Annotated in this window: 13 protein-coding genes; 5 read left to right on the top strand and 8 right to left on the bottom strand. The window is 39.1% G+C overall.

Annotated elements, in window-relative coordinates; translation table 11 throughout:
* The 6 genes from ACOVO2_RS22855 to ACOVO2_RS22830 all read right to left on the bottom strand — a co-directional run.
* Positions 1 to 1,774 (bottom strand): xanthine dehydrogenase family protein molybdopterin-binding subunit (locus tag ACOVO2_RS22855; RefSeq protein WP_421772191.1); only part of this gene is annotated, 1,774 nt, incomplete at its 3' end.
* Positions 1,775 to 1,915: 141 nt separating this feature from the next.
* Entirely contained in the window at positions 1,916 to 2,392 is a 477-nt protein-coding gene (locus ACOVO2_RS22850; RefSeq protein WP_421772190.1) for a (2Fe-2S)-binding protein, read from the bottom strand.
* A 34-nt stretch (positions 2,393 to 2,426) separates the two neighbouring features.
* On the bottom strand, positions 2,427 to 2,870 hold the full coding sequence (locus ACOVO2_RS22845; protein ID WP_188767140.1) for a CoxG family protein: 444 nt from the start codon (positions 2,868 to 2,870) through the stop codon (positions 2,427 to 2,429).
* Between the two features lie 188 nt (positions 2,871 to 3,058).
* Positions 3,059 to 3,796 carry a hypothetical protein gene (locus ACOVO2_RS22840; RefSeq protein ID WP_421772189.1) on the bottom strand — a complete coding sequence of 246 codons (738 nt, stop codon included), beginning with the start codon at positions 3,794 to 3,796 and terminating at the stop codon, positions 3,059 to 3,061.
* A 58-nt stretch (positions 3,797 to 3,854) separates the two neighbouring features.
* A complete protein-coding gene (locus ACOVO2_RS22835) occupies positions 3,855 to 4,988 on the bottom strand; it encodes an XdhC family protein (protein WP_421772188.1) in 1,134 nt (377 codons plus the stop codon).
* 73 nt (positions 4,989 to 5,061) lie between these two features.
* A complete protein-coding gene (locus ACOVO2_RS22830; RefSeq protein WP_421772187.1) occupies positions 5,062 to 6,180 on the bottom strand; it encodes a cysteine desulfurase family protein in 1,119 nt (372 codons plus the stop codon).
* A 205-nt stretch (positions 6,181 to 6,385) separates the two neighbouring features.
* Between ACOVO2_RS22830 and ACOVO2_RS22825 the strand changes: the two genes are divergently transcribed.
* Both ACOVO2_RS22825 and ACOVO2_RS22820 read left to right on the top strand, forming a co-directional pair.
* Positions 6,386 to 7,366 carry an AraC family transcriptional regulator gene (locus ACOVO2_RS22825; RefSeq protein ID WP_188767135.1) on the top strand — a complete coding sequence of 327 codons (981 nt, stop codon included), beginning with the start codon at positions 6,386 to 6,388 and terminating at the stop codon, positions 7,364 to 7,366.
* 181 nt (positions 7,367 to 7,547) lie between these two features.
* Complete coding sequence (locus tag ACOVO2_RS22820) at positions 7,548 to 10,103, top strand: phosphoenolpyruvate carboxylase (protein ID WP_421772186.1); 2,556 nt, start codon at positions 7,548 to 7,550, stop codon at positions 10,101 to 10,103.
* 101 nt (positions 10,104 to 10,204) lie between these two features.
* Here ACOVO2_RS22820 and ACOVO2_RS22815 read toward each other — a convergent pair whose 3' ends face one another.
* Entirely contained in the window at positions 10,205 to 12,094 is a 1,890-nt protein-coding gene (locus ACOVO2_RS22815) for a 3-coathanger stack domain-containing protein (protein WP_421772185.1), read from the bottom strand.
* A gap of 98 nt (positions 12,095 to 12,192) precedes the next feature.
* Positions 12,193 to 13,398: an anhydro-N-acetylmuramic acid kinase gene (locus tag ACOVO2_RS22810; RefSeq protein WP_421772184.1), complete on the bottom strand. Its 1,206-nt coding sequence runs from the start codon at positions 13,396 to 13,398 to the stop codon at positions 12,193 to 12,195.
* 163 nt (positions 13,399 to 13,561) lie between these two features.
* Between ACOVO2_RS22810 and ACOVO2_RS22805 the strand changes: the two genes are divergently transcribed.
* From ACOVO2_RS22805 to ACOVO2_RS22795, 3 genes are all read left to right on the top strand, one after another.
* Complete coding sequence (locus ACOVO2_RS22805; protein ID WP_421772183.1) at positions 13,562 to 14,275, top strand: GDSL-type esterase/lipase family protein; 714 nt, start codon at positions 13,562 to 13,564, stop codon at positions 14,273 to 14,275.
* A 58-nt stretch (positions 14,276 to 14,333) separates the two neighbouring features.
* Positions 14,334 to 15,626 (top strand): acetylxylan esterase, encoded by a 1,293-nt coding sequence (locus ACOVO2_RS22800; RefSeq protein WP_421772182.1) that lies wholly within the window; start codon positions 14,334 to 14,336, stop codon positions 15,624 to 15,626.
* The coding region (locus ACOVO2_RS22795; protein ID WP_421772181.1) for a ComEC/Rec2 family competence protein at positions 15,623 to 16,370 on the top strand (748 nt) is incomplete at its 3' end. The genes ACOVO2_RS22800 and ACOVO2_RS22795, both read left to right, overlap by 4 nt.

Below are 16,370 nucleotides of genomic sequence, written 5' to 3'. Positions count from 1 at the left end.
CGGCAAAATCAAGGTCGTCGGCCGAACATTCTAATTTATGAGCCGCTATTTTTGCACCTTTTTCAAGGACTTTTTCGATACTTTTTACGATGGCACTTCCACCAACGGCTAGGCTTCGTGAACCGTAAGTTCCCATACCAAAAGCTACGGCATCAGAGTCTCCGTGAATGATTTCGACATCGGCTAACGGAATACCGAGTTTATCGGCTACTACTTGTGCGAAGCTGGTTTCGTGGCCTTGCCCGTGTGAGTGTGAGCCTGTATAAACACTTACTTTTCCTGTGGGTTGAACACGGACTTGTGCCGACTCAAACAAACCTGCTCTTGCACCCAAAGCCCCTACAACGGCCGACGGAGCAATTCCGCAAGCCTCAATGTATGTCGAGAAACCTACGCCTAAAAGTTTGCCGTTTTTACGGGCTTCGGCTTGTTTTTCTTTGAAATCTGCATAGCCGAGCATTTCTAAACCTCTTTCGAGTACGGCATGATAATTTCCACTATCATATTGCAAGGCTACTTGGGTCTGATATCCCGCTTGATTGACACCATCAAACGGAGGGATAAAGTTTTTGAAACGAAGTTCGGCAGGGTCAATGCCCATTTCATGAGCCGATACATCCATTAATCTTTCGAGTAAATAAGTTGCCTCTGGACGACCCGCTCCACGATACGCATCTACGGCTGTGGTATGCGTAAATACGCAAGTCATGTCGAGATGAATTTTTGGCGTGGTATAAACACCTTGCAAGAGTGTTCCGTGCAAATAGGTGGGTACTGCCGAAGCAAACGTAGAAAGGTACGCACCAAGGTTTGCGTAAGTTTTGATGCGAAGCCCGACGATATGTCCATCTTTATCGAAACCCATTTCGGCGGTTGAAACGTGGTCACGACCGTGAGCATCTGTCAGGAATGCTTCTGAGCGGTCAGAAGTCCACTTAATTGGGCGGCGTAGTTGCTTAGCTGCCCAAGTTACCAGAGCTTCTTCGGTGTAATGATAAATTTTACTACCGAAACCTCCACCAACATCGGGCCCCACTACACGTACCTTATGCTCGGGAATACCAAGCACAAAGGCACACATAAGTAGGCGAATTAAGTGCGGATTTTGAGTAGATGTATAAAGCGTATAACGGTCATAGGCCGTATCGTAATCACCGATGTAGCTGCGAGGCTCCATGGCGTTGGGTACAACACGATTATTCGTAAAATCTAATTTTGTGATATGGTGAGCCGAGGCCATTGCGGCATCAACTTCGGCTTTATCGTTTCCGATTTGCCAGTCAAAAGCAACATTGTCGGGGTATTCGTCGTGTACGAGAGGAGCACCAGGAGCAAGGGCTTCTTTGGGGTTTGTTACGGCCTTCAAAACCTCATATTTTACATTAATTGCTTCGGCAGCATCAGCAGCAATTTCTTTGGTTTCGGCCACTACCATCGCTACGCCATCGCCTGCGTGTTTTACTTTATCCAAAACCAAAAGTGGGTGCTTTGGCTCACGCATGGTAGTGCCATCTTTGAAATTGACTTGCCAACCACACGGCACACCGTTGATATTTTCAAAGTCTTTGCCTGTATAAATAGCCACCACACCTTTCATGGCTAAGGCTTCGCTCGTATCAATGCTTTTGATGCGGGCGTGTGCATAAGGGCTACGCAAAATGTAGGCGTGTACCATGCGTGGCAGTACAATATCATCGGTATATCTACCTTGCCCCGTAATGAATCTTTTATCTTCAACCCGCTTGACGGACTGACCTATATATTTATTACTCATAGTTTTTTTAATTAAAAAATTGATAATTGAAAATGAATAATGCAGAAAAAAACAAATAGTAAATGCGTTTCTACTAATCACTTATGTTTTTTCTATAAATTATCCATTATAAATTTTACATTATCCATTAAGCAGGAACAGCTAAGCTGGAACAGCCATTTTTTCGGCGGCGTCTTTGATGGCTTCAACGATATTATGGTAGCCAGTGCAGCGGCAAATATTGCCTTCGAGAGCTTCTCTGATTTCGGTTTCTGATGGGTTGGGGTTATGATTAAGCAAATCAGCGGCTGTCATAATCATACCTGGTGTGCAAAAACCACATTGTAGGCCATGTTTTTCACGGAACGACTCTTGCAATGGATGAAGCTCGTCGCCATTAGCCATGCCTTCGATTGTTGTGATACTCTTACCATCGGCTTGAGCGGCCAACATTGAGCAAGATTTTACGGCTTTTCCGTCGATGTGTACGGTACATGCTCCGCAACTACTCGTGTCGCAGCCTACGTGTGTACCCGTAAGTCCGAGCGTATCTCGTAGGAAATGTACCAACAACGTGCGACCTTCCACTTCTTTCGAGTGTTGAGTGCCGTTTACGGTAATATTAACTGTTTCTGCCATAGAAAATAAATGATTATATGATTTGAATAGAAGATTAATGATTCTGTAATTCTTTCTCGAAATTTGAGAAGAATTGCTTCGTAAGTGTATTGGCTACGCCACTCATCACACGGTTTCCTGTACGAGCCAAAAGCCCCGACATATTGGCTACGCCATCAAACGACAACTCGGTTTCGTTATTCTCGGTAGGCTTCATGAGCATCTTAATATCGGCCTCTACATTTCCGATTTTGCTATTTTGCGTTACTTTCAGCACAAAACTTTCGTGTTCTACTTTGTCTGTCAACTCGGCAGAACCTTCAAATTTGCCATGAACTGGCCCGATTTTAATTTCGGCAATGGCTTTGTATAAATCGCCAGATTCTTGTTCAAGACGAGAAATACCGGGAGTAACTTTTGCCAAAAACTCCGGGTTCAGAATTAAATCCCATATTTTTTGTACGGGTGCCTGTAAAACATGCGAACCTGTAAGTTCCATAATTTTATTATTTAAGTTTTAGAGGAAACAGGATTAAATGTTGCTTTAAATAAGATAATTTTTTCTTTGTATTTTACAAAAATATCGAGAAAACAGCGAAGGCTGATAGAAGAATTGTATAAAAGAATGTAAGTATTCTATCAAAAATACTGAGAGAATAGGAGTGATTTGGAAGGAGAAGAAGTTCTTTATAAGCAAATAAAGGTATTGGCTTTTGAGTTTCTACGTGTAAAGCCATCTGCAAGAAGCAGAAAACCGAGAGAAGTTAAAACTTTACCAAACGTAAAAAGTAATTCGGGTTGAGAATTGAGGACAAAGAAACAGTTATACACATAGATATCTACTAATACTATAAGTATTGAGCCCATTGTGAGTTCAAACCATGTACGTTTGAATGGTTTGGTAGTTAAGCAGCTAAAAAATATCATAGCTACTGTCAATAATATAAAACTAATCAGTATTACAAAGGTAAAGGGACGAGTAAAAAAATAATATTCGTATATTTCAAAACTTGCAATCGAAAAGCCCATAAAAACTAAAACAGAAAGTCCGATAGCAAAAGCCCAGACGGTAGTTGAAATTTTATCATAAGCGATCCGACATTTTATAAAAGCTGCTATAAGAATGCCGTACGAAATTGTATTATTAATGACAATCACCAAAAATTGATTATCGGGATGAATAACGTAATAATATATTTCAGGAATGATGGATGATAATAGAAAAACAATAAAAATTTTAGGAGGAATTATGCGTTTCGAGGGAAACAGCAAGTATCCTAATAAAAAAACTGTTGGTGCTTGATTGAGTATTTTTGCTAACAGTACCTCGTCCCATTTTAAATAAGTCGTTACTGGAAGATACTGAAAGAAAGGGCCAGTGATCAGTACGATTATCAAGTAAAATGTAACAAAATTAGCAGTCATAGGTTAATTTTAGCAAATGTATCAGACAAAAGTATGACCATTCACGAGAAGTACAAAATTAATTTTCATAAATAGGTTTTGGCCTAAATTTCAGTCGATTTCCATCTCTTCCTGAGAAAAATGCACGGATTTCGGCACAAACCGAAAGTGCAATTTCTTCGGGAGTAGCTGCACCAATGTCAAGTCCAACGGGGCTGTAAATGCGTTCTTCTTGTTGGGGAGTCAGAGAAGAGCCTTCTTCGTTCATTCTGTCATACATTTTTATCGTACGTTTTTTTGGGCCTAAAAGTCCGATGTATTTAATGTTGGTTTTCAATAGCATTTGCAGATTTCGGTAGTCGGTTTCGTAATCGTGGCACATCGAAATAGCCGCTGTGAAATCATCGATTTCGGGTTGATGGTCTTTCGGAACAACCGCATCGGCCATTTCGGAAAGAGAAGCGTGCATTTTAGCTGGATTACAAACCGAAATCACTCGCCAACCGAGTTCTTTGGCCACTCGTACCATCGGATAAACATCATAATTGCTACCAAAAACATATAATTGAATAGCTGGAGGAATGACTTCTAAAAAAAGTGTAAGTTTTGTGCCATTTTCCAGAGTATATTCTTTCGAGCTTGATTTGGTTGTATTAAGTGCTTCTTTAATAGCAGGAATTAAGCTTTCGTTGAGCTGCGATAAAGGGAAGATTTCTGTGAAATGTGCTTCATTATCAAATCTAAATACATTTCCAAGAGCAATACTTTCGTGTGCCTTGCTGATGCCCGTAACGGTAACTACCAAATTAGGCGTACGCTGGTCGATACAGCTTTGGAGTTGTCGGACAGCATTGTTAGGGTTTTGTGGGTCGAGGGGTGTAATAAGCACATCAATGATGCCATTGCAGCCGAGACCAACACCAATCTGATAAGGGTCGTCGTCGGTAGTATCATAAGTAATAAGCGTAGCTTTGTTTTGTGACATCGCCAAACGAGCTTTTTTCAAAGCATCACCTTCTAAACAACCGCCACTGATTCCGCCAATCCATTCGCCTGACTCTAATACTAACATTCTGGCTCCCGTACGGCGGTAAGACGAACCTTCAACTCTCACAACTGTTGCCAATGCGGCTTGGGTTTTACTAAAATCTATGTTTTGATAGGCTTCCGTAATTTGCTTAATTTCTTTCATGTATATTCTGTAAAAAGGCATTTTTTCAATTGTTTTGTAGAACAAGTTTTCAACTTGTTCCTTGTACTCAGCAGAAACAATATAAAAAATTGTTCTACTTCATTTTTTCTACGACGCTCACTACGTGCCTAATGGCTAAATCAATATCACTCTCTTGGGTCATTCGGCCCAAACTAAATCTGACTGAACTATAAGCCGATTCATCATCAAGCCCCATTGCTATTAATACATAACTTGGCTCAGTTGAGGCCGAATTACAAGCCGAACCATTTGAAACCGCAATTTCGTTGAGATTCATCAATAATTGTTCACCATCAATCTTTCCAAAGCTAATATTGGTTGTGTTGGGTAATCGGTTTTGCAGATTTCCATTTAGTTTTGCCGAGGGAATTTGCTTTAAAATACTACTTTCAAGCTTATCTCTGAATGCTGAAAGCCTTTTTACTTCCAAGCTCATTTCTTCTTGGCAAATCTGGGCTGCTTCGCCCAAACCTACAATTCCTGCCACATTGAGTGTTCCCGAACGCATTCCTCGCTCGTGTTTACCTCCATCTTGTTGGGCAGTGATATTGAGTTTTTTTCTGATGTATAAAGCCCCAACGCCTTTTGGTCCATAAAGTTTATGTCCCGAAAAGTTAAGTAAATCAATTTCATCTTCCAGCACATTTATCGGAATCTTTCCTACTGCTTGCGTAGCATCGGAATGAAACAAAATGCCGTATTGATGAGCTATCTCGGCAATTTGTTTGATGGGGTAAATTACGCCAGTTTCGTTATTCGCCGCCATGACCGAAATCAGAATTGTTTCTTTTTTGATGGATTTTTCAAGATTTTCTAAAGAAATATTGCCTTCCGAGTCAACATCTAAGTAAGTCACGTCTGCCCCGATTTTTTCTAAATGCTGACAAGTATCTAAAACGGCCTTGTGTTCAGTCTTTATTGTAACAATATGATTCCCTTTATGACGAAATGCCTCAAAAACACCTTTGATAGCCAAATTAACTGCTTCGGTTGCCCCGCTCGTAAAAATGATTTCTTTTGAAGTACAACCCAATAAATCAGCCACTTGTTGACGAGCCGTATCAACGGCCTCAGCGGCTTTCCAGCCGTAGGCGTGCGAGCGACTGGCCGCATTGCCGAAGTGTTCGGTCAGATATGGTATCATTGCCTCCAAAACTCTTTTGTCGAGTGGAGTGGTGGCGTTATAATCCATATAAATTGGGTATTTTATCATCTACTTGGTTTACTTAATTTTTCTTCTAACGAATATTTAATCAACAATTAATCGTGATTTTGTAAAATTATTATTAAAATTGTACTAATAATTATTCTAATATTTATACGAAATAAACATATATCTTAGTTTTCAGTTTGAACAATCGTATAAATTAAGAGAACTATTCTATCAACCTTTGGCAATGGAACCTTATTTTAATATCAGCTACCATCAACAAAACCGCAAATTAGTCGATTTGGTTGAGAATCGAACAGCTTATACGTTGAATAATGCTGAATTGAATATCTATGAAACCCATAAAACGGCCGAAAAAGTTGCTTTGCAATTTACAAATCCTGTTTTGGCCAGTATGATTAGAGGCAAAAAAGTGATGCACCTCACAGATTTGCCATCGTTTGATTTTCTACCTGGCGAATCTGTAATTGTGCCGAGTCACGAAATCATGCAAATAGATTTCCCCGAAGCCAAAGAAGACAACCCCACACAATGCTTGGCTTTGGCCATTTCGCAGCCACAAATAAAGAAAATAACCGATGAACTGAACGAACATTTCCCGCTTGTCGATGATAAAAATGGTTGGAATTTTACAGAATCGAACTTTTATCTGACCAACGATAATGGTATCAATCATTTGGTTTCGCACTTAATTTATATTTTTACCGAAAATAATAAAGCCAAAGACGTATTTGCTGATTTAGTGCTGAAAGAGTTGATAATCAGGCTTATGCAAACAAAAGCCCGAACAATTCTGCTCGAAAACTTCCAGCAAAATATCAATACAAATCGACTTTCGTATGCGGTAAAGTATATCCATGATAATTTATATCGAACACTATCAGTCAAGGAGTTGAGCGAGAAAGCTTGTATGAGCGAGCCTAATTTTTATAGGTGTTTCAAACAACAGTTTGGTATTTCGCCAGTAGAATATATCAACCAAAAACGTATCGAACTGGCAAAAAAATTGCTTCAAACCATCGAGACAAATATTGCTGATATTTGTTTTTCGTGCGGTTTCAATAATCACAATCATTTCATTAAGACCTTCAAAAAATATACACAAACTACGCCCGCCAATTATCGAAAAAAATTCTTGAACGATATTTCGGTAGGCAGTCTGAAAAATCTTCCACTCGGATATGTACTGAATAGTCAAGCTTTTTGATTTTTTCGTGCAGTAAAACTCTCTGAGTACAAATACTCTAAAATTACTCTGCTGGTTTTGTTATTTGTTTTGAAAAATTTTAATTTTTCCAAGAAAATCCAAACTTTATTCGGTTAAATCATCAAAGTGCAGTATGTTTTTGCGTATTTTGCTTATTCAAAACCATAATACTTGCACAAGAATGTCAAAAAACTCAATCGAATCGGTTTTTACACAAGAGGTTCATAACAAATATCTTGTATTCAATACGCTTTTTTCGAGGCTGCCTTACGATAAAATGGCTAAGATTGGCCAGTTGATGCCTTTTTTACATGATTTATCAGAAGCAGGTTTTGAACAAGGTAAAGAACCCAAAGAAATCATCAATCTTTTCTTTAGTCAATACACCTCCATCAAAGACGAAAAAGAAAAAATCGACCTGTTGTTTCGCTTCATCACCTACATTGAGCGTCAGGTAGTTTTGTTTGATAGTATTGAAGATTCGGCTTTTGAGAAACTTACTCCGCTCAACGGAAAAGGTACATTGCAAAGCACGCTTGATTTGGCGGTTCAGCAAAACAAACTTGAAGAAGTGAAAGAAAAACTCAAGAACTTTAAGGTTCGAGTTGTTTTCACGGCACACCCAACGCAATTTTACCCGAATAGCGTTTTGCGTATTATTCAAGATTTGGAGGAATTAATCCCGAAAAATGATATCAACGGCATTGATGCTCTTTTGCAGCAGCTTGGTAAAACGCCATTTATCAATGACCAAAAACCTACACCACTCGAAGAGGCACAAAGTATTATATTCTATCTTCGCCACGTTTACTACCAAGTAATTGGCGAGATTCATCAGAAAATCAACAATTATCTTCAAAACGAAGAATCAGATTTTAGTCCAGTTCTCGAACTTGGCTTCTGGCCAGGTGGCGACCGTGACGGAAATCCGTTCGTAACGGCCGAAATCTCGAAGAAAGTTTCGCAAGAATTACGCACAAGTATCTTGAAATGCTATTATAATGATTTCAAAATTGTTTGTCGTCGTCTGACACTCAAAGGTATCATGCCATTATTGACCCAAATCAGTAATCGTATCTATACCAACATGAATGGCCTGAAAAACGACCTAACACTTGAAGAATTATTGGCGTCGTTGTATGAAGTGCGTGAACTACTTATCACGAAGCATAATTCGATTTTCTTAGACCTTTTCGATAGATTTATCCAACAAGTAAAACTTTTCGGCTTACATTTCGCCAGCTTGGATATTCGTCAAGATAGTAGTATTCACGAAAAAGTAATGGAGGAAATCAGCCAGAAATATGCGATTTCACCAAAACCATATTCAGAATGGACACACGCCGAAAAACTTCATTTCTTGACCGAAAAAGAACTCTTAATCAACGAAGATGATTTTGAAGACGCTCTCACGAAAGATACTTTCAGAACAGTAAAAGCCATTCAAGAAATTCAGACCTTAAATGGTGAAAGAGCTTGCCATAGATATATTATCAGTAACTCTACATCGATGTTTTCGGTGTTAGAGGTGTTGGCCTTATTCAGATTCTGCGGTTATAAAGAAGCTGATGTGAAAGTTGATGTCATGCCATTGTTTGAAACCATCGAAGGGCTTGATAATGCACAGTCCACGATGGCGGCTTTGTATCAATTACCGTTTTATAATAGCCATTTGACTAATCGTAAGAATTATCAAGCTATTATGCTCGGTTTCTCTGATGGCACAAAAGATGGTGGTTACGTAAAAGCAAACTGGGAAATTTACCAAGCAAAAGAGAAACTTTCGAGAGTATCGAAAAAGAATCAAATTGATGTCGTGTTTTTTGATGGTCGTGGAGGCCCACCCGCACGTGGCGGTGGAAAAACGCATCAATTCTATGCGTCGCAAGGCCCGACAATTGCCAATAACGAAATTCAGATTACGATTCAAGGGCAAACTATTACTTCGATGTACGGCTCAAGAGCTCAAGCGATGTATAATTTTGAGCAACTGATTTCGGCAGGAATTATCAACGATGTTTTCCAAGATGATAGGTCGATTATTGATAAAAAAGAACGAAATCTGATTGATGAGTTGGGTGAAGAAGGTGTAAGAAAATATTTTGAATTGAAAGAACATCCACAGTTTGTGTCGTATCTCGAAAACAAGAGTCCGCTCAAATACTATGGTTTGACAAATATCGGTAGCCGCCCAAGTAAACGCAGTTCAGGTAAAAAATTGACACTTTCTGACCTCCGTGCGATTCCGTTCGTGGGTTCGTGGAGCCAGTTAAAGCAAAATGTACCGGGGTATTTTGGTTTTGGTTCGGCTTTACAAAAAGTTATTGAAGAAGGTCGCTTAGAAGATTTGAAATCGCTTTACCAAAGTTCGTTATATTTCAAGACCTTAATGGAAAATAGCATGATGGCTTTGACCAAAACTTATTTTCCACTGACCAACTACATGAAAAATGACCCAGAATATGGCGATTTTTGGAAGATTCTCTACGAAGAATATCTCTTGACGGTAAAAAATATGCTTTTGGTTTCGGGTCAGAAAGTTTTGATGGAAAGCGAGCCACTTGGCAAACTTTCGATAGATTATCGTGAGCATATTGTATTACCACTACTCACGATTCAGCAATATGCCTTACAGAAAATTGAAGAAACAACCGACGAAACAACTCGATTAGTTTACGAAAAAATGGTCACTCGCTCGTTGTTTGGAAATATCAACGCCAGCAGAAATTCGGCGTAAGTTTCTGATATATTTAGCAACAAAAAGGAGTTTTTCATGCGAAAAACTCCTTTTTTGTTGCCTTTTCTATTGACTCACCGTCTATCGACCATGGACTCTTATCAGTCACACCCCAAAATAAAAGCCTTAAAAACTGCTCCAGATTTTGCTTCAAAACCTGGTAAGAGTTCTACTTTAGTTTTGGCGTTATAATCAATCTTTCCGCTAAGCTGTATAATCTGATTACTCTGAATTGATTGTTTACTCGCATAAGCAGACTCGGCCGCATTCACCGAGCCATTCAAAGATAAACTATTCGGGAAACAAGAAGAAACAATAATAGATTGTGGCGAAGAAGCAGAACTTATGCAATGTAAAGTTTTACACTGAACCGTATAGGCTGCCGTTGCAGCAGGAGCAAAAGTAAGCGGATTTACGTTCGCACCCGTTGACCAAACATAACTTCCATTACAGTTGGCTCCTGTAAGTGTTAGATTTTCGTTAGGTCTTACTTGTGTAGCCGAAGTCGTAAAAGTTGGATTGGTTGCTAATGCAAAGCTCGTCAAATCAATAACAGGACTAAAAAGCACTTTTTTTGAAGTTTTTCTAACATTCGCAGCTATTCTTGCCGCTGAAACATTAATAGTCGCAACACTATCCAGTGTTCGCCAATTAAGATTTTCATAGCCAGCTGGCGGAATATTAGTGTATTGACAACAACCGCTGTAATTAAAGCCTATCGACTCTGAAACAGTATTTTGCCTACTCGACCACGCATATTTACTGTAACCAGATGCTACATTCAATGAAATAGGTGTAGAAGGAGTATTAGAATTACAAGTCAATGAAACGGCAAGTAGGGGAGAAGCCATCATTGGTGTTGAATTACTAAAGAATGTACTATCCAAACTCGCATCCCAGGCATTGGCAAATTCAATCTGCCCGGCGTATGTATCAAAGTGAATACCATCTGTTCTGTTTGTCGGGCCATTAATATTATCTGTATTTGGACCAGCAAAAACATCAGACACCGCAGGATAACTACTATTGAAACCAGATATAAGTGTATTTTGACCAATAATTGGCCCTTCATGGGGATTTGGATTTCTTGATGCCCTTGCAACTACCCACGCTAAACTATTGTGTTCTGTATTTTCACGAGTTTTGTAGATTACATTTCTTATATTTTCATAATATGGTACAAAAAAAGTTTCAGGGTCGCTTTCTCCCTGATGCCACAGCACACCACGAAGTCCGGTGAGGCTGCCATAATAAGCCACACTATTTTCTAATGCACGATAAGGGGCCCCTAAATCTTGGCGTTTCCAGCTTTCTCCGTTATAAGGCAAGCCTTGAGCAGATTTGCTCCAGTTTTCACTTGATGTTCCACCATGACCTGCTCCATAAAATAAAATTGGAACCCCTAATCTACTTGCTAATAAATCACCCAACTTCCCCCATGCCCAAGGAACATAGTGAAAAGGTCCAATCTTCCCCGAATCACCAAGCATTTTTGAGAAACCAATGGGTAATCTGTTATAATCAGTGAGATTGTCACTATAATTAATTGAATTTACTCTATCGTCGGTAGCAGGAGTACTTACTCCCGCACCACCTTGAGCATTAGATTGCCCAGCAATGGCAAAAACTTCACCCACACCAACTTTTTGGAGAGTTTTGGTATCAACTAATACATTGTTTTTGTAAGCTCTTACTTCTAAACTATACCAACCGCCAGCTGCAGCAAGTGTACCATAAAAATACCCATTACTCGGATTGGTTTGTATAGTTGTCCAAGCGGTGGTTGTGCCGCCTTGTTGTGCTACTACTCTCGCATCAATCCTGTCGATGGCAGAATAATAGGTGCCAGCAATATTTATCTGAGCTTGATTTGAATTATTACGCTGAAATATCATTCGCTCAACGGGGTGCGAAATGGCAATTTGAGAGAAAGCTTTAAAAGAAAAAATACACAGCATACCTAAAAGGATGGTGTATCTTTTGATTATCATTTTTGAGAACATTATTGTGAAATTTTACTCAGGCTATTTTCAATTCTAACGAAATAGACTGATGTTTCGCTTAAAATATTATACAAATTTGGTAAAAATCAGTTAGGAAATGAAATTTTACCCATGCTAACGCTCGGAACACCTTTACGTGAACCAAAATCTGTTCTCCCACCCGCAATGGCTTCATTGGCAAGAGTTGCGAACAAAACCGCCTCTTTAGCATCGCCCGAAATACCTAAATCATCGGTTTTTTGAAAATCGAAATTTGGTAAAAGTTCTCGTAAATTGCTCATAATTAGAGGGTTATGGACACCTCCGCCACTTCCGTAGATACCCCCAGCCTGCCCTAAAGGGGAGTTTTTTAGAAACTGTAAAATTGCCTCAGCAATGGTTTCGGCTGAAAAACGGCATAAAGTTGCCAAAATATCTTCGTGCGAAAGTTCAAGTGTTTGGCTTTTCTCTTGAGCGTTTTTCAGATATTGAAGATTGAATAATTCGGGGCCAGTTGTTTTTGGAAGAGGTTTTGAGAAGAAATCATTACTTTTCAGTGCCGTAAGTAAGTCTTGATTTACTGTTCCTGTTTTTGCAATCTTTGCATCTTCATCGTAAGGTAAGCCAAAATGTTTTTTCACATACGCATCAATCAATGTATTGCCTGGGCCTGTATCTGTCGCAAAAACTTCGTTTGCATCCAAATTTCCTGCTAAATACGTAAAATTGGCGATTCCTCCCATGTTCAACAAAATTCTGTTTTCGTCACGTTTTGAAAAAATCAAGTAGTCACCGTAAACTGCCAGTGGAGCTCCTTCTCCGCCTGCTGCACAATGTTTTTGACGAAAATCTGAAAACGTGATGATACCTGTTTTTACGGCAATATGGTCGCCATCACCAATTTGGAGCGTTGCGTTCGGGAATTTTTCGAGTCCATGAAGGATTTTTGGAGCATGAAAAACTGTTTGTCCATGACTGGCGATTAGGTCCACATTATTGGCAGAAATATTCCATTTTTTCAAACAATCATTAATGATTTCTGCGTGAAGATTCCCAATCCAAGGGTTCAGCACGCAGAGTTGTTGAAACTCTATGGTTGATTTAGCAAAAACCTTTCTGATTTCATCCTTAATATCTTCATCAAAACCGACGGTTTCAAAGGCTACGATGCTTACTTCGGTATCTCCGCCACTGCCTCGAAATTTGCATAGTGCCACGTCAAGTCCATCCATCGAAGTGCCTGACATTAAGCCAATTATCAAACGTTCTTCTTTTTGGGCTATCTTATAAAGTTTGTCGATGTTTTGGTTCATTATGTCTATTTTTAATGCACAAAGCTAAGGTTTTTAGCCTTGATTAAAAAGATTTGCGAGATTTACAGATATTTGGCAACTTTCAGATTTGATGGCTTTGCAAAATTTTTCAAATCTTTATTTACTATTTTTGATAAATCATTATTCAACCTTCTCCAAAAGTATGACAAAAAGACATTTACTATTCCCCATTGCTCTATTATTTGCCATCGTTGCTTGCCAACGCACTTTAACACATACACCCATTGCACCGCCTGATGAAGTTGATTATAAAATCGACCGACTCGAAAGTGAAATTGTGAATTATGAGAAAAAAGATGCCGAAATTGGCTTAGAAAAATTGCAAGGACAAACCATTTTCTACGGAAGTTCGAGTATCAGACTTTGGAAAACATTGAAAGAAGATTTTTCTCCGCTTTCGGTCATTAATCATGGTTTTGGGGCGGCTACTTTTCCCGAAATGACTTATTATGCCGAACGAATGCTCGTGCCGTATAAACCAAAAACCATTGTACTGTACTGCGAAAATGACCTTTTTATCGGAAAACCTCAACGAACTTCTGAGCAAGTATTCGATAATTTTGCCGAATTGGCTACTTTGATTCAAAATCGACTCCCAAAAACGAAAGTTTACTATATTTCGATGAAGCCTTCGATTTCAAGAAAAACCGATTGGCCGAAAGTAGCCAAAGCTGATGCCATGATTGAAGATTATATCAAAAAACATAAAAACTTTACGTACATTGATATTCGCCCTGCGATGTATCGCCCGAATGGCAGTATCAATGGTGATTATTTCGTGGGCGATGGCTTGCACATGAAACCCGCAGGATATGAGGCATGGACAAAAATTATTAGACCATATTTAGTAAAATAATTAAACAAGTCTGGAGACTTGTACTACAAAAATATTCAACCCTAAAATCATATTTTCAATGAAAAAACTCGTTTATATTCTCTCCTTTTTGCTTGTCAGTAGTTTGGCTTTTGCCCAACCTGCTACACAAATGATAAAAGTAATGGTTGCACCTGACCACGATGATTGGACTTATAAAATTGGCGAAAAAGTAACTTTCTCAGTAACTATTCTGAAATGGGGAAATCCTTTAAAAAACACCAAAATTACTTACCAAATCGGGCCAGAAAAGTTTGAAACAAAGAAAGATAGTGCAGTTTTAAAAGACGGCGTGATAAAACTTGATGGTGGAACAATGACAACTTCGGGCTTTTTGCGTTGTACGGTCATAGCCAAAGTTGATGGAAAAGAATACCGAAATCTGGCAACGGCCGCTTTTGAACCCGAAAAGATTCAACCAGCAGTAGAAATGCCAAGTGATTTTAATGAATTTTGGAACAAAGCAAAGGCAAATCTCGCCAAAGTACCGATGGATGCAAAAATGACTTTGCTTCCCGAACGATGCACCGAAACTGTGAATGTTTATCACCTCAACCTTCAAAATTATAAAGAAGGTGGCACAACTCGCTTATATGGCATTTTGTGTGTACCGAAAAAAGAAGGAAAATATCCAGCCTTGTTGCGTGTGCCAGGTGCGGGCGTGCGTCCGTATGCGGGTGATGTCAGAACTGCCGAAAAAGGAATAATAACTTTAGAAATTGGCATTCACGGAATTCCCGTGACGATGGATTTGGGCGTTTATACCGACTTGGGAGCGGCCGCACTTAGTGGTTATTGGGCTTATAATTTAGATAATCGTGACCAATATTATTATAAAAAAGTATTTATGGGTTGTGTGCGTGCCAATGATTTTTTGGTAAGTTTACCACAATTTGATGGCACAAATTTGGCCGTAGCTGGCGGAAGTCAAGGCGGGGCTTTGTCGATTATTACGGCTGCTCTTGATTCTCGTGTAAAATGGGCGGCTCCGACTTACCCAGCAATGTCCGACATGGTTGGTTATCTGAAAGGCCGTGCGGGCGGTTGGCCACATATTTTTGATAAAAACAATCCGCACCATAATACCGAAGCTAAAATCAAAACTGCGGCCTATTATGATGTGGTAAATTTTGCCAAAAACCTTAAAGTTCCGTGTATTTATTCGATGGGATTCAATGACGAAACTTGTCCACCTACTTCAATGTGGGCTGCGTATAATTCGATTTCTTCGCCAAAAGAATTAAAATTATACCAAGAAACAGGTCATTGGACTTTTCCCGAAGAAAATGAAGTTATACAAAATTGGTTACTCGATAAATTAATCAAGAAATGAAATTCACCGCTTTTCCAGTAGTCAGATACTTGCTGTTTTTTATTTTGGGGATAACTGCTTTTTTGTTCATGCAGTCGGAAGATACTACTTTGCCATTTTCTCCAACAAATATCTATTACTTGATTGGCTGTTTATTGATTGTTTTCATCGCTTCAATTTTTACGCAAAAACCTATTCTGCGTGGAACAACACTCATGCTTATAATCTTCTTGGCTGGTTGGTTGCTTACTTATCAGAAAACCGCTATCAATCAGTCAAGACATTATACTAATTTGCCACAGTTTACTCATTATCAAGCTGTTATTATTTCAAATGCTGAAACAAAACCCAAAACCTACAAAGTTGAAGCAGAAATAAACGCCATAAAAGTTGATGGTAAATGGCAAAATTCTACGGGTAAAACACTCCTTTATTTCAACCTACAAGAATCGGAAAAACCACAATATGGCGATGTTTTTTTGATAAAAGATATGCCTCGTGAGGTAGAAGCACCGAAAAATCCCGAAGAGTTTGATTACCGACGTTTTTTACAAAACAAAGGCGTTTATGCTCACCATTTTTTGTGGGGACAAGAATATATCAAAATTGGTCACGAAGCACCTTCTAAAATTTTGGAGTTTTCCTATAAAGCCAATCAATATGCCGATAGCGTTTTTAAAGCTCGAATTCAAACGCCCAACGAATATGGCGTTGCGAGTGCGATGGTTGTTGGTTTGCGTGATGATATTGATAATGACTTACTCG

Source organism: Emticicia sp. (genome assembly GCF_049241225.1).
GTDB lineage: Bacteria > Bacteroidota > Bacteroidia > Cytophagales > Spirosomataceae > Emticicia.
The sequence above is the reverse complement of the archived record's forward strand: the minus strand, read 5'-3'. Positions and strand labels throughout refer to the sequence as shown.